The organism is Bacteroides caecigallinarum (assembly GCF_021531075.1).
Classification (GTDB): Bacteria; Bacteroidota; Bacteroidia; order Bacteroidales; family Bacteroidaceae; genus Phocaeicola; species Phocaeicola caecigallinarum_B.
This window is the reverse complement of the sequence record NZ_JADYTJ010000005.1, coordinates 1-26,463: the sequence shown is the minus strand read 5'-3', so window position 1 is coordinate 26,463 and position 26,463 is coordinate 1. Positions and strand designations below refer to the sequence as shown.

The window sequence follows — 26,463 nt, the reverse complement described above, 5'->3', positions numbered from 1 at the left end:
ATGAAACCGAATTTCAAAAACATCGATATATATGCCGGATTCCAGCCTAAAGACGGTATGGAATGGCAGAAAGCCAATGGCATCGAAGCCAATTGGAGAACACCGGAACAGATTCAGGTAAAACCGGTCTATACAAAAGAAGACCTTGAAGGAATGGAACACCTTGACTATGTGGCAGGTATCCCTCCTTATCTTCGCGGCCCTTACTCAATGATGTACACTTTCCGTCCTTGGACTATCCGCCAGTATGCAGGATTCTCTACAGCCGAAGAATCAAACGCATTCTATCGCCGTAACCTTGCATCAGGCCAGAAAGGTCTTTCAGTAGCATTCGACCTTCCTACTCACCGCGGTTACGACCCTGACCATCCACGTGTAGTGGGCGATGTAGGTAAAGCCGGAGTATCTATCTGCTCGCTAGAAAACATGAAGGTTCTTTTCGACGGTATTCCATTGAACAAGATGTCCGTATCAATGACCATGAACGGTGCGGTGCTTCCAGTTATGGCATTCTATATCAATGCCGGACTTGAACAGGGCGCTAAACTTGAAGAAATGGCAGGTACAATCCAGAACGATATCCTTAAAGAGTTCATGGTGCGTAACACATATATCTACCCACCTGCATTCTCAATGAAGATTATCTCTGACATCTTCGAATATACTTCACAGAAGATGCCTAAGTTCAACTCAATCTCTATCTCTGGTTACCACATGCAGGAAGCAGGTGCTACAGCAGATATCGAGTTGGCTTACACTCTTGCCGACGGTCTTGAATATCTCCGTGCCGGTGTAGCTGCAGGTATCGACATTGATGCCTTCGCTCCTCGCCTCTCGTTCTTCTGGGCTATCGGTATGAACCATTTCATGGAAATTGCGAAGATGCGTGCCGCACGTATGCTTTGGGCTAAGATTGTAAAACAGTTCAATCCAAAGAACCCTAAGTCACTTGCATTGCGTACCCACTCACAGACTTCAGGATGGTCGCTCACAGAACAGGACCCATTCAACAACGTAGGCCGTACTTGTATCGAGGCTATGGCTGCCGCTCTTGGTCACACTCAGTCACTGCATACAAACGCGCTTGACGAAGCCATCGCACTTCCTACAGACTTCTCTGCACGTATCGCACGTAACACTCAGATTTATATTCAGGAAGAAACTCAGATATGCAAGAACGTTGACCCATGGGGCGGTTCTTACTATGTTGAGGCTCTTACAAACGAACTTGCCCACAAGGCTTGGGAACATATTCAGGAAATCGAACGTCTGGGCGGTATGGCAAAGGCCATCGAAACAGGTATCCCTAAGATGCGTATCGAAGAGGCTGCAGCCCGTACTCAGGCACGTATCGACTCAGGCGAACAGACTATCGTGGGTACAAACAAATACCGTCTTGAAAAAGAAGACCCAATTGATATCCTCGAAGTGGATAACACAGCCGTTCGTCAGGAACAGATTGAAAACCTCCGCCGCTTGAAGGAAGGCCGCAACCAGGCTGAAGTTGACAAGGCTCTTGCAGCAATCACAGAATGTGTGAAGACAGGTAAGGGCAACTTGCTTGAACTTGCAGTCGAAGCAGCACGAGTTCGCGCTACATTGGGAGAAATCTCAGATGCTTGCGAAGTGGTAGTAGGACGTTATAAAGCAATAATCAGAACAATATCAGGCGTGTATTCATCAGAAAGTAAGAAAGATGCAGATTTCGCAAGAGCTTGCGAACTGACAGAAGAATTTGCGAAGAAAGAAGGTCGCCGCCCACGTGTAATGATTGCCAAGATGGGTCAGGACGGACACGACCGTGGTGCAAAAGTTGTAGCAACAGGTTTCGCCGACTGTGGTTTCGACGTTGATATGGGACCATTGTTCCAGACTCCGGAAGAAGCAGCACGCGATGCAGTGGAAAACGACGTTCATGCAGTAGGTGTTTCTTCACTTGCGGCTGGTCATAAGACTCTTATTCCACAGATTATCGCCGAACTGAAGAAACTTGGTCGCGAAGATATACTTGTATTCGCAGGTGGTGTAATCCCAGCTCAGGACTATGACTTCCTCTACAAGGCAGGCGTTATGGCTATCTTCGGTCCTGGTACATCAGTAGCAAAATCTGCTTGCCAGGTTATGGAACTGTTGATGGAAACTGAAGAGTAATATTCTACAAGTAAGACAATAAATTATCCGGTTTTTAAATGCTATTTAAATGGTTATTAAATACTATTTAAACAGTGTTTAAAAACCGGATTTTATTTACTTATTCAATTATATTGTATGCGGAAATAATCCAACAAGACCTTGTATTCATCCTGTGCAGCAAGACATGTATCTCTGAGATATTCCTTTATATGCGGCCATTGCTGCAAGCCACGATAATAAAACATCTTCAGTTCATCGGTTATAATGAAGGGTACTATACCATTTGCAAGACATTCCTTAAACATTATAAGTCGCCCTACCCTACCATTCCCATCCTGAAAAGGATGTATTGACTCAAACCGCTGGTGAAAATCAAGAATATCATCAAAAGTCTTTTTCTTTATGGCATTATATTCTTTCAATAGCCTGGCAATCTCATGTTTTGTGTTCTCAGGAGCGACAGTTTCCATTCCCCCAACCTCATTGGGTATCTTCTTATAATCACCCACCGCAAACCATGATTTAAGACTGTCAGAAGTTCCGGACTTTAGTATCCGGTGAAGTTCTTTTATGAATCCCTCTGTCAGGCGTTCTTCAGCCTTGTCTATAATCATGTCAATACAACGGAAATGGTTTGTGGTCTCAACAATATCATCGACTTTCACACTTTCCCCCTCAAAACCTATTGTATTGGTCTCAAATATGTATCTCGTCTGATCATGAGTAAGGCGACTTCCTTCTATATGATTGGAGTTGTATGTCAAATCAATCTGAGTCCGATGATATATCCCACCTTTCAGTTTCATTTCCTTTTGTTCCCGCAATATTTTAAGCAAAGGCATAGTCTCATGCTTTTGCCTTCCTCTCTTCGGAGCTTCCGAATCGGCAGGAATGTTCCATGTTTTACCTACCAGTATTACACCCTCAATCTTACCTGTCGCACAATAATTACGAACCGTCCGTTCCGATATACCATGCTTGGCAGCGAATTCTGTAACTGAAATATATTTCATATCCTATAAAATCTATCGGCAAGTTTATATAATAAAATATCAGGGCAAAGATACATTTTTTGCCGATATCGGCAATATTTCACTCAAATAAAGTCAGGCTATTATCCACCTGTCTATAGTTCTTGTCTCGGAACTGAAATTCACTCCTACCTTGACTACCTTTCGTCCGTCGGCTGCAAATGCGGAGGCATACCCTTTAGCGTCTATCTGAGCCATTGCCTCCTCGGCTGTTCCGTCAAGCTTGAATTCCATGACATAGATATAGTCGGAGGTCTTCAGCACGAGGTCCACTCGTCCGCGCGATGTATGATACTCCACTTCCGCATGGAATCCCATAAGTTTGAACACTATGTAGAGAATGTTCTGATAGTGTACCTCACGGTCGCGTGGAGCAAGTTCGTATGGTATATCATCGAAGAAAGTCTGCAGGCGGATCAGGAAAGAATCCACATCACCTTTGCGCACGTCTGTTACGAAACGCTGTATCTCATATGGAGATTTTGTTACGCTGACGGAGGCATAATTGGGAAGAAGGAAACGGAAAAAGCCCTGCTCAACCTCACGGTTAGGGAAACCGAGAGTGTAGTTCTCGAACTCTTCATTATAGCCCTTGATTGTAAGATAGCCGCTCTGATAGATTACAGGAACCGGGTCGGTGGATGCCGCATCTATGGAATCAAGAACAGGACCGCTGGTCACTATATCCTCTATCTCCTCAACATTGTAGTTATGCTGCTTCATCAGCTCAACCAGATATGTAGGCGTACCCGTGGCAAACCAGTAATTATCAATCTGCATATTGGCAAAGGTATTGAGGATACTGAAAGGATTATACATACCCGGTGACTTAAAGCTGAAATGATAACCGTCATAATTCAGTTTCAGACGTGCGCAGGCTTCCTCATAACCTGTTCCAAGTTTCTCGGCCAGAGTGTGAATATCATCATCAAAATATCTGTGAAGTTCCTCTTCGGTTATTCCGCATATTTCGGAGAAACGGTTTATCATGGAGATATCCATCAGATTGTTCAAATCGCTGAACACACTTACTTTTCCGAATTTTGTAACACCTGTTAGCATGGCAAACTGTATGTATCCGTCGCATGACTTCAATGCTCCATAGAAAGCTTTCAGGGTATTGCGGTATTCTGTCTGAAGTTCAGGATTGCCTATGGCCTGAAGCATAGGCTTGTCATATTCATCTATGAGAATAACAGTGTTATGTCCGGTCTTTTCGGCTGCTCTGCGGATTACCCCCTGAAAACGTAAAGACAAGCTGGTTTCACTTTCCCTGCTACCATAAATATCTTCCCATCTGCACAAAGCGTCATTAAGAATACCTTCAAGCTTTTCTATACTGTCATATTTTTGTGTGTTCAGGTCAAGATGCAGCACAGGATACTCTATCCATTCCTTTTCCAGTTTCTCCATTTCCAGCCCGGCAAAAAGTTCACGTTTGCCGGAAAAATACGCTTCGAGAGTAGATATAAGCAGACTCTTGCCGAAACGGCGGGGACGGCTGAGGAAATAATACTTTCCGGTACTTATCAGCTGGTATATCAATGCTGTTTTGTCAACATAGATATAATCTCTCTTTCGTAGATTCTCAAAACTCTGTATGCCTATAGGATAAAGTTTGCTCATGACTGACTGATTTTTTTATCTTAAACACAAAGATAGAATTTATATTTCGCAAATCCTAAATTCAACCCAGTGAACATATAATGAACACATAAAAAACGCCTGGAGAACACCGTTCACTCAGTGTTCACCAGGCGTTAATTATGCGTTCGCTCAACGTTATCTATTATCAGACAAAAAACTTCAATACGAATATTGCAGCCAGTATATACATACCAATTGTGAGTTTCTTATACTTGCCAGTGAGCAGGTTTATAAGAACGTAGCTTATCATTCCGAGTACGATACCATCCGAAATACTGTATGCCAAAGGCATGAAGATGATACAGATAAATGCAGGAATAGCTTCGGAATAGTCGGCAAAATTTACTTTCAGAACCGATGACATCATCATCAGTCCCACCAGAATCAATACAGGTGCTGTAGCTGCTCCCGGAACAGAGAGGAAGAAAGGAGCAAGAAACAGTGAAAGAAGGAAGCAGACAGCAGTAACGAACGATGTAAGACCGCTTCTACCACCCTCGCCTACTCCTGAAGCACTCTCTACGAATGTAGTGATGGTACTTGTTCCAAGCATGGCACCGGCTGTGGTACCTATGGCATCGACCATGAAAGCCTGTTTCAGATGAGGTATCTTACCGTTCTTGTCCATCATTCCGGCTTTGGTAGTAACACCCACCAATGTTCCGATAGTGTCGAACATATCCACAAAGAGGAATGTAAACACCACTACTATCATTTCCTTTGTGAATATATTGTGCCATTCAAACTGCCAGAAGATAGGTTCTATAGAAGGAGGAGTGCTGATGATACCATCGAACTTAGTGATACCCATAGGAATACCTATCAGTGTTGTGATAAGAATACCAAACAATAATGCACCTCTTACTCCTTTGACCAAAAGGATGGAAGTTATTACAAGACCTATCATACCAAGCAACGCCGGTCCGGAAGTGATATTTCCCATGCTGATAAGTGTAGCATCGTTGTTCACTATAATACCGGCATTCTGCAATCCGATGAAAGAGATGAACAGACCTATACCGGCACCTATGGCATTCTTCAGTGTGACAGGTATCGCATCAACAATCTTCTCGCGCAGATTTGTAACTGTCAATAATATGAAGATAATACCTTCAATCAATACAGCAGTCAGAGCAAACTGCCATGTATATCCCATAGTGAGACACACGGTATATGCAAAGAAAGCGTTAAGCCCCATGCCCGGAGCAAGTCCGAAAGGAAGTTTTGCATAGAATGCCATCAGCAGTGTGGCAAAGGCAGAAGCCACCACAGTAGTAGTGAACAGGGCACCCTTGTCCATACCTGTAGCACTAAGGATATTAGGATTTACGGCAAGTATATATGCCATAGTAAGGAATGTAGTGATACCCGCCAGAATTTCAGTACGCACACGGGTAACATTCCTGTCGAATCCGAAAAGTTTTTCTAACATGACGATTTATATTTTTTTAGAAAGACCATTTCATTGCCAATGTAGGCATCCACTTCCAACCATTCATTATACCGAAGTTTGAAGAAATTTCCCACTCTGTACCTACACTTAAATTGAAATCATCTGCCACTTTATCAAACTTGTTCAAATTCACCCAGAACTGTGGTTCTGTTATGAAAGTAAAGTTATGTTCTTCGCCTTTCTCGAAATCTGTATGTTTTTCTTTCCAGAAATCGGCAAATCCGGTGAACGTGTATTTACCCTTACAGAAATGCAGATACCATGTAGCTGTCAACTGGAAGTTATGCGGCTTTGGATTTTTCTGGATGATTTTATATGTAGGAGTGAATGTAAATCCTTTAGAGAAATCAGCATTGTTCCATGTATAAGTGGCACCAAGAAGGTAAGCATTGTTTATACCATTTGCTCCACCGTTGTATTCCACATGTGCAGAGAATGGTCCACCCCAGAAATTCAGTTCACGCGCTATTTCCCAATATGCTCCTACCACTCCTTCCTTGGCATAGTCCATATCCACAAAGAAGAATGTACTACCCCATCTGTCGGGCTTGAACATTTCTACAGTAGTTGTAACTTTTGCTCTTGTGTTCTGAGAGTCATAAATCGAACTACCGAAGTCATAATGCAACTGAACATTCTGCGCACCGGCAATAGCTGCCATCATACAAATGATGATTGATAAAAACAGTTTTTTCATTGTCTTTTTTAGTTTTTAATAATACTTATAAATACGAGCCGTAAAATTAATGAAAAGTTAGCATATCACAAAAGAAGTAATTATCTTTGCTCATCATTATATCATTATATATTATGAAGATACGAATTTTATCCATATTCTCTTTATTGTTAATATCCATAAACTGTGTTTCCGCACAAGTATCAGAAAAAGCATTACAAACATGGCTGGACAATAAGCTGGCCATGAAGATTATTTTACCAATACAGAAAGATTCCAAAAACGAACCATCTGCCAGGAATTTGAGCTGTGATATGTTCAATGCAGATTCTATAGCCGCTCTTGCAGCAGTATCGGGTATGCGCACCATTATTGCACCTGCCAAAATAGGCAACATATATTTTTACAACGCACTGCCTGACAGCAAGACCTGTAAAAGGGATATTATAAAAGAATTGAGTGAAGCATGCCGTAAAAGGAACATACAGTTGGGACTTTATTATTCCTTGCCGGACAAACACGAAGATACGGAACATAAAGCTCAGGAAAAGCTGAATGATAATACCAAAAAACAGATAACAAAGCTACTGACAGAATATGGACCAATATCGGAAATAGACTTCGATATGGAGGTAAAGACTCCTGAAGAGAGCAAAGAAATATATGCACTGATACACAAAGTGCAGCCCGATTGTATGGTAAGCAACAATGCCGGCAACGGACAGTACGATTTCTGCAATATCCTTAAGTTTCATTTCGACAAAGGCCCTCTGGAATGCAACTGGCGTTACGATTCGTCGCTAACGTTTCCTACTTCTTCCATAGAAATTGACAATGCCCAGTCGGATGCAAAAAGAATAATACAGAAGATGACGGATGCCGTGTCCTGCGGCGGAGGATTCATGTTTGGAATACATCTGGAAAACGACGGTAGGATAAGAACGTACGACAAGGAAATAATGATAAGTATAGGCAACTGGATGAAAACTAACGGCAATGCCATATACCAGACAAGACGTTCACCTTTTTTGGAAAGTTTCGATTGGGGAACAGTTACCGCAAAGGATAATATACTGTACTTCATATTGTCGGGCAAATATCCAAAAGACGGAAGAATAAAACTGTATATGCCTGAATACGAACTTGAAAATGCAGACGGCAAACTTGCCACATGCATACAGAGAAACGGACTGGTGGACATTGCCATACCAGCATCGGCATACAACAGTAAGACAATAAACGTATTGACACTGAAGTTCAAACAGAACATAGACGGACAACTGCCTGCCCCCATAAGGACTATTACACTGAAAAGGGACAATGCTGTTCCACAGTATAGCATAAGCGGATTTGACTTCAGCACCACGTATAAAAGTACAGTGAAATATTCATGGTACTTCGAACAGCTCATGCTAAAACAGCTTGAACTGATATATACCGAACAGGAAAAAGGGAAAAATCTGCAAATAGAACTTGACGACAATACATACAACGTGAAGCTTGACAACGGCAAGGCATCGACACTGACCGTTGCCGAAGGAACGGTGTGGGGAAAACAATACATATGCGGACCGGAGGACAAAACATTCCATGCTCTGCCAAGCATAGACACAAGCATGGTAAATCCACCGATGAAAGACTCCGCATGGAAGGAAACACCCACTGGCAAACAGACTTTTGCAGCCAATGCACATGACACGTATTATGTAATGCAGGAAATTGACTCACCCAAAGAACAAAACATCATTTTAGACGCCGGAGCAGGTAACGGTATAGAAATCTACCTGAACGGAAAATCTATAATGAAGCACCTGAATCCGTACGGATGTGAATTCAGAACAGAAAAGGTTCTTTTACGCCTCAAGAAAGGAAATAACAGGATTGTAATAAGAGTATACAACAGGCTAGGGAAAAACATAAGTTATATACTCCGGATGTCTGAAAACCAGACAATATACAAACAGGATTTCACACTTACAGAAACAAGCAAAAAGAAAAATCACACTCTCAGTGTACGACAAACCGGACTAGCTTCGGAACATGACGATACGGAGCTGGCAAACCTGCGCATACGACTTAGGAGAATAGCACTATAACAACAAAGAAAAACACATAGTGGAACATTATGAATACAGAACTGACTTTAATAAGAATAACAGGCATTGACCGCCCGGGGCTGACTGCATCAATCACAGAAATTCTGTCGAAATACGACGTTACTATTCTGGATATAGGTCAGGCAGACATACACCAGACACTGTCACTTGGCATTTTATTCAAGAGCAAGGAAACGGAATCGGGAAATATAATGAAAGAACTCCTGTTCAAGGCTTCGGAACTTGGTGTAAATATTCGCTTTTATCCGGTATCGGTAGAAGAGTATGAAAACTGGGTTTCGATGCAGGGGAAAAACAGGTATATCATAACCATACTTGGCAGAAGGCTAACAGCAAAACAGATAGCCGCTGCCACAAAAATAATTGCAGAACAGGGACTGAACATAGACTCCATAAAACGACTTACCGGACGAGTGCCACTGGACGAAGAAAAGGCCAGCGTAAGGGCATGTATAGAATTCTCGGTGAGAGGAACATTGAACAACAGAGTTGAAATGCAGCGCAGCCTGATGAAACTGAGCAGCGAAATGGGAATGGACTTCTCTCTGCAGCTTGACAATATGTACCGCCGTATGCGAAGACTGATATGTTTCGACATGGACTCTACACTGATACAGACTGAGTGTATAGACGAACTGGCGGAACGCGCCGGAGTGGGCGAACAGGTAAAGGCAATTACAGAACGGGCAATGCGCGGAGAAATAGACTTCAAGGAAAGTTTCACAGAAAGAGTTGCACTGCTGAAAGGGCTGGACGAAAGTGTAATGAAAGATATAGCCGAAAACCTGCCTATAACCGAGGGGGTGGAAAGACTGATGTTCGTACTGAAACACTATGGATATAAGATTGCAATCCTATCAGGAGGTTTTACCTACTTCGGCGAATATCTGAAGCGCAAATTCGGAATAGACTATGTTTATGCCAACGAACTTGAAATAGAGAACGGAAAACTCACAGGCAGATATCTTGGAGAAATAGTGGACGGAAAGCGTAAGGCCGAACTGTTAAGACTGCTGGCTCAGGTGGAAAAGGTAGATATAGCACAGACTATAGCCGTGGGTGACGGTGCGAATGACCTGCCTATGCTTTCGACAGCCGGACTGGGAATAGCATTCCATGCCAAACCTAAAGTGGTGGAAAATGCAGAACAGTCCATCAACACCATAGGTCTGGACGGAGTGTTATATTTCCTAGGATTCAAGGATTCTTATCTGGACGAAAAAGGAAAACTGTAAATTAAACACTAAGTATACAAAAGATGCCCCCTCATGCATGAATTACTCAGAAACAGATTCATGCTTGAGGGGGCTTTTGTTTTTAAAATTTATAAAGATGTCTCGAAAAATTCTGGTGCCGACCATAGTGGGCAATGCTGCTGACGATGGTGGGCAATGCTACCGACGATAGTGGGCAGTGCTACCGACCATCGTCAGCACCAAAAAACTACGAATAAAAAATCCCGGAACAAGCATCTGTGTCTGTTCCGGGATTTCAGTATTGTAAGAGTAATATCAATTATTTATCACGATATATCCGTTCAGATAAGTAGCAACAACCAGCCATAGTATATAAGGTATAAACATATACAGTGCAGGTTTGTCTTTCTTGCTTACGGCCATCATAAACCAAATGACAGAAGCATCAAGAAGCAATATATCAACCATCCCCCAAACCGGCATACGCATGGTGAAGAACAATATGCTCCAAAGGAAATTCAGAACCAGCTGTACAGCCCAGATGAAGACACCTGTCTTATATCCCTTGTTCAGCACCCGTCCCAACGAAAGTCCCATCAGGAGATATATAATGGACCATGCTATAGGAAAGGCTATGTTCGGAGGTGTCAAACCTGACTTATTCAGATGAGGATACCACTCAACCATAGACTCAGCCTGAAGTTTGCTTGCTGCAAAACCTATGCCGAAACATAGCAGTACAGGCCAGATGTAATTGATAATGCGCTTCATAACTGAAAGGATTTATGTTTAATGATTTTTATCTTATAAACAGAAGTTCGCGATATTTTGGAAGTGTCCACATACGGTCGTCGACGATAAGTTCAAGCTTGTCGATATGGTAGCGGATAAGTTCCAGCATAGGAGCAATATTGTCATGATATGCTATTGCTCTTTCGCGGATTGACTCTATTCTGTTTGCCACTTTTCTGGCTTCAACCATAGCATCCACATTTTCCTTAATATATGCAGTATGTTCGGCTATCTCCTTGATAATGGCTATATTCTCTGCCGACAATTTGTTAGCCTCATCATCAGTGAAAATCGACTTCATCTTGTATACATTGTCCACAAGTTTTGTCTGATATTCAGTAGCTACAGGAACAATATGGTTCATTACGAGGTCGCCAAGCACACGGGCTTCAATCTGGATTTTCTTGACATACATTTCCCATTTCACCTCGTTGCGGGCCTCAAGCTCCTTGCGGTTCATTACACCTGTAGACTCGAACATCTTGATAGTTTCAGGCTTCATGTAGTTGTCGAAAATCAGTGGGCAACTTGTTTCGCAGTCCAGACCACGACGTTTTGCCTCTTCCTTCCATTCGTCGCTGTAACCGTTTCCGTCGAAGCGGATAGGCTTGCATATCTTGATATATTTGCGGATAGTCTGAAGAATAGCCGACATCTTAGGTTCACCCTTCTCGATAAGTTCGTCTACTTCTTTCTTGAATATCATCAACTGTTCCGCAACGGCAGTGTTCAATGCTATCATTGCACTTGCACAGTTCGATTCAGAACCCGGAGCACGGAACTCAAATCTGTTTCCTGTAAATGCGAATGGCGAAGTACGGTTACGGTCAGTATTATCGATAAGGAGTTCAGGAATCTGAGGGATGTCAAGCTTCAAGCCCAATTTGTCGCTCAATGACATGAACTCGTCTGCCTTGCTTTCTTCGATATGATCGAGCACCTTGCTCAACTGAGAGCCGAGGAATGAAGAGATGATTGCAGGAGGTGCTTCGTGAGCTCCAAGACGGTGAGAGTTGGTAGCACTCATGATAGAAGCCTTGAGCAATCCGTTATGATGATAAACGGCCATCAATGTATTTACCACAAATGTGATGAAACGGAGGTTTTCTTCAGAAGTCTTGCCCGGAGCCATCAGCAGTACGCCTGTATCAGTACCGAGCGACCAGTTGTTATGTTTTCCCGAACCGTTTACACCTTTGAAAGGTTTTTCGTGAAGCAACACTCTGAATCCGTGGTTGCGTGCAATCTTGCGCATGAGCGACATGACAAGCATGTTGTGGTCGACAGCCAGATTACATTCCTCGAATATAGGAGCAAGTTCGAACTGGTTTGGAGCAACCTCGTTGTGGCGTGTCTTGACAGGGATACCAAGTTCAAGAGACTGTATTTCCAGATCCTTCATGAATGCAGCCACACGTGTAGGGATAGCACCGAAATAGTGGTCCTCAAGCTGCTGGTTCTTTGATGCCTCATGTCCCATCAGTGTACGTCCTGTGAGCAACAGGTCCGGACGTGCGGCATACAAACCTTCGTCTACGAGGAAGTATTCCTGCTCCCATCCCAAGTATGAATATACTTTCTTTACAGAAGGGTCAAAATAGTGTATTACGTCAAGTGCAGATTTAGTCACTGCATGTATGGCACGCAAAAGTGGAGCCTTATAGTCGAGCGACTCGCCTGTATATGCAATAAAGATTGTAGGAATACACAGAGTATCGTCAACGACGAACACTGGTGATGAAGGGTCCCAAGCACTGTATCCGCGAGCCTCGAATGTATTACGGATACCTCCGTTAGGGAATGACGAACCGTCTGATTCCTGCTGTACAAGAAGTTTTCCGGAAAATTCTTCAATCATTCCGCCTTTGCCGTCGTGCTCCACGAAAGCATCATGCTTTTCTGCCGTACCTTCAGTAAGCGGCTGGAACCAGTGAGTATAGTGTGTAGCTCCAAGCTCTACCGCCCATTTCTTCATTCCGGCAGCCACTTCGTTTGCTATGCTGCGGTCCAGAGTAGCACCATTGTCTATTACATCAATAAGCTTTGAATAAACCTTGCTTGGAAGATACTTGAACATCTTCTCTCTGTTGAAAACGTATTTGGCAAAATATTCACCAGGACGCTGCGATGGCGATGGCACATTAACAGGTTTCTTGTGAAAAGCCTCTTCTACTACTTTAAATCTTAATTGTGACATAATACCTAAATTTGTATATTTCTATATTTATGGTTGTTTCTTTTTCTTATATTCAGAGTCTATATATTATTGCATATTCTCTGTATTCCCTCCTTGCATCTGTCTCTGTCGCCAAATGCCGTCAGACGAATATATCCCTCGCCGCTTGGCCCAAAACCTATACCCGGGGTACTTACCACCTGTGCTTCATACAGAAGTTTGTCGAAAAATCCCCACGAGGTCATACCCTTTGGTGCCTTTACCCACAGATATGGTGCGTTCTCGCCACCATAAGCCCTCAGGCCAATGCTGGTGAGTCCTTTTTTCATTATCCGGGCATTCTCCATATAATAATCCACCATTGCCCTTACTTCCTCTCTTCCCTTCGGGGTATATATGGCTTCTGCGCCTCGCTGTGCTATGTACGAGGCACCATTGAATTTTGTAGTCTGCCTTTTAAGCCAAAGTTTGTTGAGCGAAATCCTCTCTCCCATCAATGTGGAAGCCGTAACCTCTTTCGGCACCACGGTATATCCGCATCGGATACCTGTAAATCCTGCCGTCTTGGAATAACTTCTGAATTCAATGGCCACTTTCTTTGCGCCTTTTATTTCATATATGGAATGCGGAATGTCAGGCTGCCTGATATAAGCCTCGTAGGCAGCATCGAACAGAATAAGAGTATCATTTTCCAGGGCATAATTGACCCATTTCTTCAGTTCCGGCTTGCTGAGAACCGTACCGGTTGGATTATTGGGGAAACACAAATAAACGATATCCACCCTTTGTTTCGGAATCGGCGGAATGAAATTGTTTTCCGGACTGCATGGCATATAAATCACATTGCTCCATCTGTAGCCATCTTCTAACGTTCCTGCACGCCCGCACGATACATTTGAATCTATATATGCCGGATATATCGGGTCTGTAACGCCAATACTGTTGTCATGTCTGAGAATATCTCCGAAGTTTCCGGAATCAGTCTTGGCACCATCATTAATAAAGATTTCGCTGTGTTCTAAAGATATTCCCCTTGCTGCATAGTCATGTTTGATAATGGCATCAATTAAAAAGCTGTAACCCTGTTCTGGTCCATATCCGTGGAATGTCTCAGCTTTAGCCTGATCTTCCAATGCCTTGTGCATGGCATCAAGACATGATTGCGGTATAGGGCGAGTGACATCGCCAATACCCAGATTTATTATATCGGCCTTAGGGTGGGTAACCTTGAATGTATTTACCCTTTTCGCTAAATCAGTAAACAAATAATTGTCGGGAAGTTTTAACAAATGTTCGTTGACCAATGCCATATTATTGTCTCTTTTTAGTCTATTTTGGCGCAAAAATACAAAAAAAATGTCATTTATGAAATATAGTTTCATGCTTTTGTATATCAAGCTACACCTTTATTGCGTTTTTTTATCATTTCATTGTCTCCTATATTTTTTACACTTGATTTATATCAATCATTATTTTTTTTATACCTTTGCATCAACTTAATTAAAATAAATGTTGGACTTATAATTAAGAATCACAAAAATGAGTTCTGTATTACCAATTACTAAAAGACAGCAATTGCTGAGAGAAACGAAAGATTATCTTTTAATTGCGCTTGGGATGATGATGTATGCTGTCGGTTGGACCGTATTTTTATTGCCCAACAATCTGCCTTCAGGTGCTGTGCCGGGAATAGCATCAGTTGTATATTGGGCAACAGGATTCCCCGTACAATATACTTATCTGCTAATAAATTTCGCATTACTTCTTCTGGCTTTAAAGATACTTGGACTGAAATTCTGCCTTAAAACCATTTTTGCCGTAGGAGTTCTTACCTTTTCCACCCCTGTGTTCCAGCATTTTGTAAAAGGTTCTTTAATAAACGACCAACCTTTCATGGCATGTGTGCTTGGAGCATCATTCTGTGGTGGGGGTATAGGTGTGGCATTTTCGGCCAACGGAAGTACGGGTGGTACGGATATAATTGCAGCTATCATAAACAAATATCGTGACATAACACTGGGAAGGGTTATACTGATATGCGACGTTATAATCATTTCATCTAGCTATCTGGTTCTGCACGACTGGGAAAAGGTAGTGTACGGATATGTAGTCCTGTTCATCTCCAGTTTTGTACTAGACCAGGTAGTAAACAGTGCACGCCAGTCTGTACAATTCTTTATAATATCGCAGAAATACGAAGAAATAGGAAAAAGAATAAACAAAGACCTGCATCGAGGTGTTACTTTTATAGACGGAGTAGGATGCTACACACATAACAATGTAAAAATGATGTTCGTACTGGCCAAAAAACGAGAGTCGAACACTATTTTCCGTCTGATAAAAGATATCGACCCTAACGCCTTTGTATCACAAAGTGCCGTTATCGGGGTATTCGGTGAAGGATTCGACAAAATCAAAGTTAAATAAATCTAATAATACAAGCATGAATATGAATTCAAATATAGATATAGCCAAACGAATTGCATCATCATTAAATTGTACTTTATCAAAAGAAGTACTGAAGACTTTTGCCGAGATACTAGTCCCCGAAAAATATAAAAAAGGAGAAAGAATTCTTGACGAAGGTCAGGTTTGCGACTCCTTATACTTCATAGACAAAGGTATGACACGCCAGTTCTATTTCAAATACGACAAAGACTTGACAGAACATATCGGTTACGAAGATGCCATAATAGTGTGCCTGGAGAGCTATTTCAACGAAGAACCTACAAAATTGATGATAGAGGCACTGGAGCCTACCATAGCCTGGAAAATAAACAAGAACGAAATTGTACACCTGGCTTCAATAAACAGTGAAATAGGAACACTATACAGAAGAATCTTTGAAAACTCTCTGATAACTTCGCAGCGGAAAGCTGACACACTAAGATTTGAACCTGCAAATGAGAGATATAATAAGTTGATGCAGCAGCATCCGGAAATTCTGAAAAGAGCTCCACTTATTTACATCGCATCTCTATTGCAAATGACACCGGAGACTCTAAGCAGAGTACGTTCGTCCAGCTTAATATCATAAGCAAACGTATTTTACACACATAAAAAACAAATACAAAACAGGGCATCTGAACGCAAAGAATGCAATTCGGATACCCTGTTTTTATTTATCCACAATCCATTAGAATATCACACCCACGCGAAATCCGGCATTATTCTGTCCGTTTATATCGCTGGTCAAAGTGTAAGTCTTGTTTGTTGCATAACCGTAATAACCTGCCACATGGAATCCCCAGTTCTTCGATTTGCATGGGTATATGTTAAATCCTATTTCAGGAGACAGGTATGCTCCCCAAGCCTTGTCATACAAACCGTTTATGCCATAATAAGTGGTATTCCTAGCATACATAGTGCCGGCCTTTATTCCCACATAAGGTTCCAGATGCTTTCCGTTATACAGATTATAGTTTGCCACCACTCCAAACGGCACCTGGAAAGCAGAACGTTGCTGGTCGGTAGTCAGACTCTCGGTAGATGATATAGGCAATGTCTGCCTTTCCACATACTGATGATTGGTGTGGAATGAAGCGAACACACCCAGATTCCACCTTGGTGTTACATTATATTTCAATTCGTAATTCATACCCCATCCGCTTATTTTATCGGCAAAATCTGTTGAGAACGGAGCATTCACCTGCCAGTCTATCACCAAACTCAGATTACGCGCATTCCACTGTGCTTTTGCTGTTACCAGAACGCCGCAAACCAAACAGCAAAGGACCAGCATTCTTCTGATAGTCATATTTATAGTTTTCATTACCTTTCCTCCTGATTATTAATTACATTTAATATATTCCGACTGCTTAAATGCCTGTCCTACAGCATTTACAAGCAACTGTAAATTATAAATTCCACTGTATTGTGCACCTGAAGCATTCGCATACCACACTACAGGGATATTCTTGCTTTCAGAATCGCCAGTCAGATCCACCATTTCCATAACCAAAGTATTGGTATCATAAGTGTAGGTTACAGGATAAGGATAATACCATCCTCCCCACCAAGGGCCCCAATATCCGTAGTCCCACCATCCTCCGAAATATCCTCCGGAAACCACCTGATAAGTTTCATTGACATACGAAAGCTGAATTCCTATATCCGCATTATCTTTATCTTCCGGATCTGTAAGACGGGTATAACCACGCTCATTCATCTGAGTTTCTACAGCATTGATAATCTTCATCGCGTTCTCATCTTTCCAATAACTAGCCTTATATCCTCCTGTTTCCAGAATACTGTCCGGCAAGAAATAAGTTTTATATGTACCAAAATCCACACTACTGTCATAATCCGTATACACAGCCAAATCGGCATCCAACTCAGACATATCCGGATCTTTCTCGCATGCCACCGCCAATAGCGGCAGACAAACGTAAAATAATAACTTCTTCATATTCATACTAAATATTTATTTTAAAATTATCATATAGAACTTCCTTTAAACACTCTGCTCAAGTGCGATGGAACAATAACCCCGACCAGTGTTATTCTATTAGAATTGAAATTTGGTAAAATAGTAACCGATGCTCTGTTACTTCCTGCAAACAGACTTATAGTCACTCTGGCAGAGATACCTGTACCCATGACATTCATTGAGATATCCACATTACCCTTTTTGTCTTTATTGACCTCATAATTCGAAACTTTTCCATCCAGAGTTATACCTCCCAAACCATTCGGTCCTGAAACCGGAATATTGAAAGCTACCTGAACTACTGAATTATCTCCATTGACAGAAACAAAATTTGTGTTTGAATTGACGAAAGCTGTCTGACCATACTTAAACTCTACCTTATCGGCTTCAAGTGTAAATCCTTTATCTATTACAGCTTTTTCGGCCATTAAAAACATGATACTATCAATATTCAGTTCTACGGCGTCACTGTCCACTACCGCACTCTTATCGGTGGTCTGAGCGTACAAACTATTTGATATAAAAGAAACAAACAGTGTAAATAAAAAAATAAAGATTTTCATAATCTATTCTCCTTTCTTTTTTAACAAGAGCAAAAATAGAATGAAAATCTTACCTACTAAACGGATTTTTCCTATATGATTATAGGGAAATGAGAATATTATTTAGGAACTTTTCCCTCAGAGTTCCAATATCTATAAACGAATCTGAACTTATAAATATCAATTCAATGCCCCGTCCTTATATTTCTGGGCCAACGTGATATAGTTTTTTATAAGATAATTATCTTTAAAAGTTGCCGGAGCTTCATTTACGATTTCTTCCATCATTGGTGTCATGAAAGGATAAGGCAATGAATTGCCTATCATGATAAATACACCCGGTCCCAAAACATTTTCATAATTCTCTTGAATGAAAGTCTTGACAAGATTATCCATTTGTTGTGCAACCGCAGTTCTTTGTCTGTCAATCTCCATCTGCACGGTATTTATATCTACACCGTCCATTATCATACGACTTTCTTCTCTTTCCACTTCGTATGCTTTATCGTCGATAGCTGTTTTATCTTCAATAAACCTGTTGAAACTGTCATTAAGAGGTGTACCTTTTATAGAAATGCCTACATTGTTTATTTCTATTTTAATGCTGCCTTCTTCAAGAACAAGTGGCATAATACATTCATCATCCATATATAATGAAGCCAACACGACAGAATCCACCTTACCTTCCATCTGAAAATAACCATGTATTACCTCAGCAGAATCCAAATTGACAAGTTGGTCACCAGAGAGAATTTTCACAAACAGCATCTTCCCATCAAGACTTGATACCGAAGTCATGCCATCTATCTTAAATTTCTTTCCGCAGGACGTCAATGTTGTTATAAACAATAAGACAAAACAAAATCTATACATACAAATTAAAAGAATTTATTTCGTGTGCAAAGTTAGTGTCTTTATAACTACACATGAAAATATTTATCACAAATTATACTAAATACGTGACGATTATACATTTAAAAAAGATGAAAACTAGCAGAAAAACTTCGTATTATATTACAAAATGAATATTTTTATATCATAAAAACGAACTTATTTTCTCCTTTAATGTTATCTTTGTGTCCTATTTGTGCTCATTGATAAAGTAATGTACTGCTTTTACTTTTCAATTGGTCACTTTTGAAAATTTTAAACAATAACAATTCAAAAACTATAGTCAAATGAAGAAAATCAAAGTTTTGGCACTGGCACTTCTGTGCTCAGTATTCACGCCATCGAAGGCGGACGAAGGAATGTGGCTTCTGCAGCTGATGAAAGAACAGAATCTGGCTGACAAGATGAAGGCACAAGGTTTGAAAATGAACATCTCCGACATCTACAATCCTGAACAGATTACACTGAAAGATGCTGTAGGTATTTTCGGAAGAGGATGTACAGGCGAAATCATATCTCCAAACGGACTTATCCTTACTAATCACCACTGCGGTTATGATGCAATCCAGCAGCACAGTTCTGTAGAACACGACTATCTGACAGATGGATTCTGGGCTAAGAGTATGGAAGAAGAACTCCCTACTCCGGGATTGACATTCAAGTTTGTAGAACGCATCGTTGACGTTACAGACAGAGTGAACAAAGACATCGAAAAAGGAAAAATAGAAGAAGCAGAATCATTCGGAAGCGAATATCTGAAAAAGATTGCTGCCGACGAACTTAAGAAAAGCGACCTCAAGAAAGCTCCGGGTATCACTACAATGGCATTGCCTTTCTACGAAGGTAACAGATTCTACGTGTTCTACATCAAGACTTACACAGACGTTCGTATGGTGGCTGCTCCACCTTCATCTATCGGTAAATTCGGTGGTGAAACAGACAACTGGATGTGGCCTCGTCATACAGGCGACTTCTCTATGTTCCGTATTTATACAGACAAAAACGGAAATCCTGCCGACTACAGCAAGGACAATATTCCATTGAAGGCGAAAAAATACCTCACTATCTCTCTGAAAGGGCTTCAGGAAGGCGACTATGCCATGATTATGGGATTCCCTGGCAGCACAAGCCGATATCTGACTGAAAGCGAAGTGAAACTGAGAATGACTGGTACAAACACTCCTAGAATTGAAGTTCGCGAAGCCAGACAGAACGTGTTGAGAGCAGAAATGGCTGCAAGCGACAAGGTCCGTATCCAGTATGCGAGCAAATTTGCAAGCTCAAGCAACTACTGGAAGAACTCTATCGGTATGAACAAAGCCATCATCGACAACAAAGTGCTTGAAACAAAGGCTGAACAGGAAGCACGTTTTGCCAAATTCGCTATGGCTAAACGCAATGTTGAATATCAGGGTGTAGTAGAAAAAATAGATACATACGTAAAGACAGTTGAACCAATCCGCACTCAGTCAACTTACTTCAGCGAAGTGTTCAGAACAGGTATAGAATTCGAATCTTCGTATACACTCTTCAACAATCTGAAGAAAGCTCTTGAAAAGAACAAGAAGAAAGATATCGAAAAAGCAGTTGAAGCGCTCAAAGAAGAATTTGCAGATGTACACAACAAGGACTACGACCACGAAGTTGACCGCAAGGTTGCAAAAGTCCTTATTCCTCTTTATGCTTCCAAAGTTCCTGCTGATGCCCTTCCTAAGTTCTACGAAACTATCAAGACTAAATTCAACGGCGACTACAATGCTTATATTGACGCTTGCTACAACAATTCTATCTTTGCTAGCGAAGAGAACTTCAACAAGTTCATCAGCAATCCTACTGTAGAAGCTATCGAAGGTGACCTTATGGTACAGTATTCTGAAGCCAAAGCTGAAATGAACAAGAAACTTTCAGAAAAACTTAAAAAAGCAAGTGCAGGTATCAATCTGCTGCACAAGACATACGTAAGGGGACTTTGCGAAATGTACGCACCGGAACCAAAAGCACCGGATGCAAACTTCACTATCCGTCTGACTTACGGAAATGTTAAGCCATACGACCCGAAAGACGGTGTACACTACAAATACTACACTACACTGAAAGGTGTAATGGAAAAAGAGGACCCACAAAACCCTGAATTCGTGGTTCCTGCCAAACTGAAAGAACTATACTCTACAAAGAACTTCGGACGTTATGCTATGGCAAACGGTGAAATGCCTACATGTTTCCTTACTACAAACGACATTACTGGCGGTAACTCTGGTTCACCTGTAATGAACGGCAACGGAGAGCTTATAGGTTGTGCATTCGACGGTAACTGGGAATCACTGAGCGGCGACATCAACTTCGACAACAACCTTCAGCGTTGTATTGCAGTGGATATCCGTTACGTTCTCTTCATTGTAGAAAAACTGGGAGGATGCAAAAACCTTATTGACGAAATGACAATCGTAGAATAATGAAAAAAACGATATTACTATCACTACTCACCACATTCACCCTCGCCGGATATGCCGACGAGGGAATGTGGATGCTGACCGACCTGAAAAAACAGAATGCGGCAGTAATGTACGATATGGGGCTTGACATCAGCATAGACGATGTTTATTCGCCCGACAACATATCGCTGAAAGATGCAGTGGTACACTTCGGAGGCGGATGTACAGGCGAAGTTATTTCTGCCGAAGGTCTTGTACTTACCAACCATCATTGCGGTTACGGCTACATACAGCAGCACAGCTCTGTGGAGCACGACTATCTGACAGACGGTTTCTGGGCAATGACACGTGAGCAGGAATTGCCTTGCGAAGGTCTCACCATTACCTTTATCGACAAGATTCTGGATGTCACAACTTACGTCAAGGAACAGCTCAAGAAAGACAAAGACCCTGAGGGACTGAACTATCTGTCGCCATCATACCTATCGAAAGTTGCTGCCAGATTTGCAAAGAAAGAAAGAATCAAGACTGACGAATTCACCGTTCTGGAGCTCAAACCTTTTTATGGGGCCAACAAATACTATCTTTTCGTAAAGACTGTGTATAAGGATATCCGTATGGTAGGCGCACCTCCTTCATCAATAGGTAAGTTCGGTGCAGACACTGATAACTGGATGTGGCCACGCCATTGCGGAGATTTCTCTATCTTCCGTATCTATGCCGACAAGAACGGCAAACCTGCCAAATACAGCGCAACAAACGTTCCTCTGAAAGTGAAGAAACATATCGCAATCAACCTGAAAGGTGTGAAAGAAGGTGACTTTACTTTCGTTATGGGATTCCCGGGAAGAAACTGGAGATACATGATAAGCGACGAAGTGGAAGAACGCATGCAGACCACAAACTTCATGCGCGACACCATCCGCGGTGTACGCCTTAGAGTGCTTGGCGAAGAAATGGCTAAAGATGCAAAGACACGCATACAGTATGCTGCCAAATACGCATCGTCTGCCAACTACTGGAAGAACGCAATAGGAATGAACGAAGGACTTGTGAAACTGAAAGTTCTAGACAAGAAGAAAGAACAGCAGGAACACCTTCTGGAATACGGGCGTGAAACAGGCAACAACAGCTATAAGGAAGCCTTCGATGCCATCCGCTCGATAGTGGCAAAACGCAGAAATGCCGTTTATCACCAGCAGGCTATATACGAAGCACTCATGTTGGGAACAGAGTTCTACAAGGTTCCTGATACAGATGCACTCCGTAATGCTCTTGAAACTAACGACAAAAAAGCCATAAAGGAAGAAACAGAAAAGCTGAAAGAAGCCTACAAGAAATTCTACAACAAGGACTACAATCCGGAAGTGGACCGTAAGGTTTCAAAACAGCTTATCGCTCTTTATGCAAAATTAATTCCGGCTGAACAGCGCATAAGCATCTTCAAGCAAATTGACGAATCGTTCGGCGGAAACACAGATGCCTTTGTTGACGCTTGTTTCGACAATTCCATCTTCCGTAGCCAGGCAGCACTTGACGCCTTCCTGCAGACTCCTGACACTAAGACTCTTCGTGAAGACCTGATGGTAAGGTACTCAAAATCTGTAAAACACGGATACGATGCAACATCGAACGCCATGAAAGCCGAAACGGACGCTTACAATCTTGCCCACAAGACATGGGTGGCAGGAATGCTCGAGATGAAGGAAAAGAACGGAACACCGGTTTATCCTGACGCCAACTCCACACTGAGACTTACTTACGGCAAGATTGGTTCTTACGAACCGGCAGATGGGGTGGAATATCTGTACTACACAACACTGAAAGGAGTAATGGAGAAAGAAGACCCTAATAATCCTGAATTCGTTGTTCCGGCAAAGCTTAAGGAACTATACGAAAACAAGGATTTCGGTCCATATGCAATGCCTGACGGACGTATGCCGATATGCTTTGCAACAGGAACAGACAATACTGGCGGTAACTCTGGTTCCCCTGTATTCAACAGCAATGGCGAACTGATAGGAACAGGCTTCGACCGCAACTACGAAGGACTTACAGGTGATATAGCATATAATCCTCAATTGCAGCGTGCAGCCTGTGTAGACATCAGATACATACTATTTATAATTGACAAGTTTGCAGGAGCAGGACATTTGATTGATGAGATGACGATTATCAAATAAGCCTGTTCACAAACGACAGTGAACAAATAAAAATCGCGCTTTGACTCCCCTGTCCTACAGGAAACGTCAAAGCGCGATTTTTTTGTTATGATTTAACGGCATTTAAATGCCGTTTAAATCTTATTATCATTGAAAGAACAAATCGTCAAGACGACTTGTATTCTCTTCTTCCAATTCTGACACCTTGTCTTTGCAAGGGTCAAACTCATCAGGTATATCGAATTTCTCTTCCTGAGAATATCCCAGAGTCTTGTCGGCATAAACCTTATTCATATATATACCCCAGATAGGAAGAGCCATTGAGGCACCCTGGCCGTCAGCCATACGGTCGAAGTGAATATCGCGTTCCTCACCTCCTACCCAGCATCCGGATACCAGACTTGGAGTAAAGCCCATAAACCAACCATCGGAGTTATTGTTGGTAGTACCTGTCTTACCTCCCATATCGGCTGTAATATGATACAATCTCCTTACGCGTCCACCGGTACCTTCGTTTATTACCGCACGAAGCATTACAAGCATCTTGTAGGCACTGCTTTCACTTATCACCTCGTTCACCTGAGGAGAGAATGTGGCCAACACATTACCGTCGTTATCCTCTATACGTGTAACGAACAGCGGTGCCGTACGTATTCCCTTGTTCACAAAAGCCGTATATGCACTTACCATTTCGCCCACGGAAATCTCGCAAGGTCCAAGACACAAAGATATGGTAGGCTGTATTTCCTTATTAAGAACACCGAAAGAATGAATCAACCTAACCAACTCATATGGATTGAGTTTACTCATAAGATAAGCCGATATCCAGTTGTTCGAGTTTGCAAGCCCCCATTTCAGAGTAACAATCTCGCCGTAATGCTTCTTCGAACTGTTTCTCGGTGTCCATGCAATACCGTTCTCATCGAAGTAAGTACCCTCTACGTTTCTTGTCTCGTCGCATGGAGAGAAACCGTTTTCCATTGCAAGCGAATACAAATATGGTTTAATGGTTGAACCCACCTGACGGCGTCCCACCATAGCCATATCATACTTGAAATTGTCATAGTTTGGTCCACCCACATATGCTTTCACATATCCTGTAATAGGGTCCATCGACATAAATCCGGCACGAAGGAAGTGCTTGTAATATTTTATAGAGTCAAGAGGAGTCATGATAGTATCTTTCTCACCCTGATATGTAAATACAGTCATCTCACGCGGAGTATTGAAAGCCTTCATGATTTCAGCATCCGAATATCCGGCAGCCTTCATCACACGGCGACGTTCACTCTGCCTGATAGAACGGTTCAATATTGTCTCTACCTCCTCTGGAGTAAGCTGATTGGTGTATGGTGCAGTCTTCCTTCCTTTCTTTTCCTTGAAAAAACGAGGTTGCAGATACTCAGCCACATGTTCCTGAACAGCCTCTTCGGCATACTGCTGCATGCGTGAATTTATGGTAGTATAAATCTTCAATCCGTCTGTGTAAAGATTGTAATTCGAACCATCCTTTTTCTTGTTTTTGGCACACCATCCGTACAGAGGATTTGTCTCCCATGCCAGTGAGTCCTCATAGAACTTCTGCATCTGCCATCCGCGGTAATTCTTCTTCACCGGCTTCTTGGCATTGAGCACACCGCGGAGATACTCTCTGAAGTATGTAGCCAAACCGTCATTATGGTCAACAGGCTTGTATTTCAGCACCAAAGGCAATGCCTGGAGAGAGTCACGTTCTGCCTCTGTCAGGTATCCAGCCTTACGCATCTGGTCGAGCACCACATTTCGACGTCCGCGTGTACGTTCGTTGAAACGGCGCGGATTGTACAGCGAAGGGTTCTTACACATACCGATAAGTGTAGCAGCCTCTTCGATACTCAAATCCTTAGGATCTTTTGAGAAATACGTACCAGCAGCAGTCTTTATTCCCACAGCATTATTCAAAAAGTCGAACTTATTGAGATACATCGTAAGGATTTCTTCTTTTGTGTAATAGCGTTCCAGCTTAACAGCTATCACCCATTCAATAGGTTTCTGCAACAAACGTTCCATCACATTATCGGCTGTAGGCGAATAAAACTGCTTAGCCAACTGCTGTGTAATGGTACTACCACCACCGGCATTTTTCTGCATGAACACACCACGCTTGATAACGGCACGCATAAATGCCCGTGCATCGATACCTGAATGTTCGCTGAATCGAACGTCTTCAGTAGCCACAAGGGCATGCACCAAGTTTGGCGACAAATCCTCATAGCCCACATACAAACGGTTTTCCTTACTTAGCGACCATGTTCCCAACACTTTTCCGTCGTCCGAAATAACCTGAGTAGCAAACTTAAGATTAGGATTTTCCAGTTCCTCGATAGGTGGCACATAGCCAATCTTGCCATCCGAGATAGCAGAAAATATAATATACGTTGCCAGCATACCTATCAGCAGCAACGCCCAAAGTACGATGATAAAAGTTTTTCTCATTGAAATAGCTTATTTGTTACATATCAGTTCCCTAATTCTCCAAAAAGGGACAAATCGCTACAAAAGTACAAAAAAACGTTGGGAATGATATATTTTGTTCGATATTTTCTAGTAATAGAAATAATGCTTAACATAAATAAAAATCTTCCGATATACTAAATAAGAATACCGGAAGATTTATTTCATACATTTTAATATTTTCTGTCAAGCTTCTTACTTAGACTCGTAAGAAACTTAAATATATTCATAATTACATATCTAACTATGAAATAATTATTTCCCATCATTTTTCTTTCAGATATATATACATC

The 26,463-nt window shown here is 41.9% G+C and carries 19 protein-coding genes; 7 read left to right on the top strand and 12 right to left on the bottom strand.

Annotation, left to right across the window (positions count from 1 at the left end; all coding sequences use genetic code 11):
• A complete protein-coding gene (gene scpA, locus I6E11_RS02410; protein WP_204401030.1) occupies positions 1–2,151 on the top strand; it encodes a methylmalonyl-CoA mutase in 2,151 nt (716 codons plus the stop codon).
• 104 nt (positions 2,152–2,255) lie between these two features.
• On the opposite strand, the gene I6E11_RS02405 is transcribed toward scpA, so the two are convergent.
• The 4 genes from I6E11_RS02405 to I6E11_RS02390 form a co-directional block, all read right to left on the bottom strand.
• Positions 2,256–3,146: a Fic family protein gene (locus tag I6E11_RS02405; protein ID WP_235336222.1), complete on the bottom strand. Its 891-nt coding sequence runs from the start codon at positions 3,144–3,146 to the stop codon at positions 2,256–2,258.
• Between the two features lie 93 nt (positions 3,147–3,239).
• The gene (locus I6E11_RS02400) at positions 3,240–4,790 is read right to left on the bottom strand and encodes an ATP-binding protein (RefSeq protein WP_235336221.1); all 1,551 of its coding nucleotides are present in this window, start codon (positions 4,788–4,790) and stop codon (positions 3,240–3,242) included.
• A gap of 166 nt (positions 4,791–4,956) precedes the next feature.
• Positions 4,957–6,243: an NCS2 family permease gene (locus tag I6E11_RS02395; RefSeq protein ID WP_235336220.1), complete on the bottom strand. Its 1,287-nt coding sequence runs from the start codon at positions 6,241–6,243 to the stop codon at positions 4,957–4,959.
• 16 nt (positions 6,244–6,259) lie between these two features.
• Positions 6,260–6,961, bottom strand: coding sequence for a nucleoside-specific channel-forming Tsx family protein (locus tag I6E11_RS02390; RefSeq protein WP_235336219.1), 702 nt, complete (start codon positions 6,959–6,961; stop codon positions 6,260–6,262).
• Between the two features lie 113 nt (positions 6,962–7,074).
• On the opposite strand from I6E11_RS02390, the gene I6E11_RS02385 reads away from it, so the two are divergent.
• Both I6E11_RS02385 and serB read left to right on the top strand, forming a co-directional pair.
• On the top strand, positions 7,075–9,036 hold the full coding sequence (locus I6E11_RS02385; RefSeq protein WP_235336218.1) for an alpha-L-fucosidase: 1,962 nt from the start codon (positions 7,075–7,077) through the stop codon (positions 9,034–9,036).
• A 29-nt stretch (positions 9,037–9,065) separates the two neighbouring features.
• Entirely contained in the window at positions 9,066–10,292 is a 1,227-nt protein-coding gene (gene serB, locus I6E11_RS02380) for a phosphoserine phosphatase SerB (protein ID WP_235336216.1), read from the top strand.
• Positions 10,293–10,568: 276 nt separating this feature from the next.
• On the opposite strand, the gene I6E11_RS02375 is transcribed toward serB, so the two are convergent.
• From I6E11_RS02375 to I6E11_RS02365, 3 genes are read right to left on the bottom strand one after another with little or no spacing between them, the layout of a single operon-like run.
• The gene (locus tag I6E11_RS02375; RefSeq protein ID WP_235336215.1) at positions 10,569–11,024 is read right to left on the bottom strand and encodes a TspO/MBR family protein; all 456 of its coding nucleotides are present in this window, start codon (positions 11,022–11,024) and stop codon (positions 10,569–10,571) included.
• A gap of 28 nt (positions 11,025–11,052) precedes the next feature.
• Positions 11,053–13,242, bottom strand: a complete 2,190-nt coding sequence (locus tag I6E11_RS02370) for a glutamine synthetase III family protein (protein ID WP_235336214.1) — start codon at positions 13,240–13,242, stop codon at positions 11,053–11,055.
• 59 nt (positions 13,243–13,301) lie between these two features.
• Positions 13,302–14,531, bottom strand: coding sequence for an LL-diaminopimelate aminotransferase (locus I6E11_RS02365; protein WP_235336213.1), 1,230 nt, complete (start codon positions 14,529–14,531; stop codon positions 13,302–13,304).
• Positions 14,532–14,760: 229 nt separating this feature from the next.
• On the opposite strand from I6E11_RS02365, the gene I6E11_RS02360 reads away from it, so the two are divergent.
• Both I6E11_RS02360 and I6E11_RS02355 read left to right on the top strand, forming a co-directional pair.
• On the top strand, positions 14,761–15,648 hold the full coding sequence (locus tag I6E11_RS02360) for a YitT family protein (RefSeq protein WP_235336212.1): 888 nt from the start codon (positions 14,761–14,763) through the stop codon (positions 15,646–15,648).
• A gap of 22 nt (positions 15,649–15,670) precedes the next feature.
• Entirely contained in the window at positions 15,671–16,258 is a 588-nt protein-coding gene (locus I6E11_RS02355; RefSeq protein WP_235336211.1) for a Crp/Fnr family transcriptional regulator, read from the top strand.
• A gap of 99 nt (positions 16,259–16,357) precedes the next feature.
• On the opposite strand, the gene I6E11_RS02350 is transcribed toward I6E11_RS02355, so the two are convergent.
• The 4 genes from I6E11_RS02350 to I6E11_RS02335 all read right to left on the bottom strand — a co-directional run bounded on the left by I6E11_RS02350 (position 16,358) and on the right by I6E11_RS02335 (position 19,065).
• Positions 16,358–16,993: an outer membrane beta-barrel protein gene (locus I6E11_RS02350; RefSeq protein ID WP_235336210.1), complete on the bottom strand. Its 636-nt coding sequence runs from the start codon at positions 16,991–16,993 to the stop codon at positions 16,358–16,360.
• Between the two features lie 18 nt (positions 16,994–17,011).
• A complete protein-coding gene (locus tag I6E11_RS02345) occupies positions 17,012–17,629 on the bottom strand; it encodes a DUF4136 domain-containing protein (RefSeq protein ID WP_235336209.1) in 618 nt (205 codons plus the stop codon).
• A 29-nt stretch (positions 17,630–17,658) separates the two neighbouring features.
• The gene (locus I6E11_RS02340; protein ID WP_235336208.1) at positions 17,659–18,213 is read right to left on the bottom strand and encodes a DUF4251 domain-containing protein; all 555 of its coding nucleotides are present in this window, start codon (positions 18,211–18,213) and stop codon (positions 17,659–17,661) included.
• Between the two features lie 159 nt (positions 18,214–18,372).
• Entirely contained in the window at positions 18,373–19,065 is a 693-nt protein-coding gene (locus I6E11_RS02335; RefSeq protein ID WP_262911644.1) for a DUF4369 domain-containing protein, read from the bottom strand.
• Between the two features lie 305 nt (positions 19,066–19,370).
• Between I6E11_RS02335 and I6E11_RS02330 the strand changes: the two genes are divergently transcribed.
• Both I6E11_RS02330 and I6E11_RS02325 read left to right on the top strand, forming a co-directional pair.
• Positions 19,371–21,536 carry a S46 family peptidase gene (locus tag I6E11_RS02330; RefSeq protein ID WP_235336206.1) on the top strand — a complete coding sequence of 722 codons (2,166 nt, stop codon included), beginning with the start codon at positions 19,371–19,373 and terminating at the stop codon, positions 21,534–21,536.
• Entirely contained in the window at positions 21,533–23,698 is a 2,166-nt protein-coding gene (locus I6E11_RS02325; protein ID WP_394800090.1) for a S46 family peptidase, read from the top strand. The genes I6E11_RS02330 and I6E11_RS02325 overlap by 4 nt, the downstream gene beginning before the upstream one ends.
• A gap of 126 nt (positions 23,699–23,824) precedes the next feature.
• On the opposite strand, the gene I6E11_RS02320 is transcribed toward I6E11_RS02325, so the two are convergent.
• Positions 23,825–26,152 (bottom strand): transglycosylase domain-containing protein, encoded by a 2,328-nt coding sequence (locus I6E11_RS02320; RefSeq protein ID WP_235336204.1) that lies wholly within the window; start codon positions 26,150–26,152, stop codon positions 23,825–23,827.
• Between the last annotated feature and the right edge of the window lie 311 nt (positions 26,153–26,463).